This window comes from uncultured Phenylobacterium sp. (assembly GCF_902826855.1).
Classification (GTDB): Bacteria; Pseudomonadota; Alphaproteobacteria; order Caulobacterales; family Caulobacteraceae; genus Phenylobacterium.
This window is the reverse complement of record NZ_CADEGK010000371.1, coordinates 1-1,789: the sequence shown is the minus strand read 5'-3', so window position 1 is coordinate 1,789 and position 1,789 is coordinate 1. Positions and strand designations below refer to the sequence as shown.

Sequence of the window (1,789 nt, the reverse complement as noted above, 5' to 3'; positions counted from 1 at the left end):
GGCCAGCCCGGTCCGGTCGCCGTGCTCTACGGCGCGCAGGGCCTGGCCGGCAGCGTCGAGCCCGACAGCCGGCCGCGCCTCTATGCGACCGGACCCTACTTGCCCAACCGTCCGCCGCCGGCCGATCCGGCCCGCGTGGCCGCCGCGGCGAAGATCATCGGCGGGGCCAAGGCGCCGGTGGTGATCGCCGGGAACGGCGTGCGCATCTCCGACGCATACGAGGCCCTGCAGCGTTTCGCCGAGGCGGCCGGCGCGCCAGTCGTCACCACCCCCTCCGGCAAGGGCGTCATCGCAGAGACCCATCCGCTGGCGCTCGGTGTCTTCGGCACCTTCGGGATCGCCGCGGCAAACGCGGCGGTGGCGGAGGCCGACGTGGTCATCGTGGCCGGCTCGAAACTGGGCGCCTCGGACACGGCGCGGGAGAACCGAGCGCTGCTGGACCCGGCCCGCCAGACCTTCATCCAGATCGACGTCGAAACGCTGAACGCCTCTTGGACCTTCCCCGCCGAGCACGTCCTGATCGGTGATGCGGGCGCAACGCTGGACCAACTGCGCGAGGCGCTCGGCGCGGCGCCCGATCGGCTCTCGCGCGGTCAGGCGCGGGTGGAGAAGATCCGCCAGGCCAACGGCTACTTCGACTCACCGGCCTATGGGTCAGATAACCAGCCCATTATGCCCCAGCGGGTGATCGCGGAACTGAGCCGCAACCTGCCCGCCGATTCGATCGTCACCTGCGACGCGGGCGAAAACCGCATCCTGATGACCCACTTCTATCAGACGCGCAGCGCGGGCGGGTTCCTCCAGGCGGCCGGCGCGGGGCCTATGGGCTTCGCCATCCCCGCGGCGCTGGCGGCCAAACTCGTGCACCCCGAGCGGGTCGTTGCGGCCGTGTGCGGCGACGGTGGGTTCGCCATGACCATGAACGGGCTGATGTCGGCCCTCGAGCACAAGATCCCGATCATCGTGGTGGTCTTCAACAACCACGCGCTGGGCTGGGTCTATCACGGCGGCGGCGCCTTCGCGGCGGAGTTCAACGACTTCGACCATGCCGCCATCGCCCGCGCCATGGGCTGCAACGACGTGCGGGTGACGGATCCAGCAGACCTCGGCCAGGCCATAGCCGATGCCGCGCGGGCCGAGACCCCGACCGTCATCGACGTCGTGACCTCGCTGGACGTTTCGTTCCGGGACGTCACGTCGCCACTCGCCGCCTAATCGCCGCCATCCGTCCTGGATGAGTCGTCCGAAGCGCCGCGCAACGCAGCGGCGGCCGTGTGTGACGAAGCTCGCCGGATCGTGACCCGCAGCCGGAGATGACCCCAAGCATCTGCTGTGAGGCCGGGAGAGAGATGGGGCAGGCGTCGTCCCAGGCGCTTAACATATGCGAATGCGCGCTCGCGGATGAACCGTAGCGCCGCCTTCAAGGCGATGACATCCTGCCCAATAAAATCAGGCGTCCCCAACAGTTCAGCAAGGGGAGGCCAGCATCCTGGGGAGGAAACCAAATGCTGAAACTCACCTATTTTGCCGGCGCATCCGCGGTGGCTTTCGTGGCCGCAATGGTCGCCGGAACCGCGAGCGCCCAGACAGGAGCCACTTCTCCTTCCACCGTGGAGGAAGTGGTCGTCACCGGCTCGTTCATCGCCGGCACGCCCAAGGACACGGCGATCCCGGTGGCCGTCATCAGCCAGGAGGAGCTCGAGCGGCGCGGTTCGCCTTCGGTGCTCGAACTTATCAACCCACATTTCCCAAGTAAGGCGCTGATTTCGCTGTCCTGACCATTATATTT

Annotated in this window: 2 protein-coding genes; both read left to right on the top strand. The window is 67.9% G+C overall.

Features of this window, described 5'->3' with window-relative positions; genetic code table 11:
• Positions 1-1,215 (top strand): thiamine pyrophosphate-dependent enzyme (locus QZV94_RS24880; RefSeq protein ID WP_293683138.1); only part of this gene is annotated, 1,215 nt, incomplete at its 5' end.
• A gap of 290 nt (positions 1,216-1,505) precedes the next feature.
• On the top strand, positions 1,506-1,778 hold the full coding sequence (locus QZV94_RS24875; protein ID WP_293683136.1) for a hypothetical protein: 273 nt from the start codon (positions 1,506-1,508) through the stop codon (positions 1,776-1,778).
• Positions 1,779-1,789: the final 11 nt, after the last annotated feature.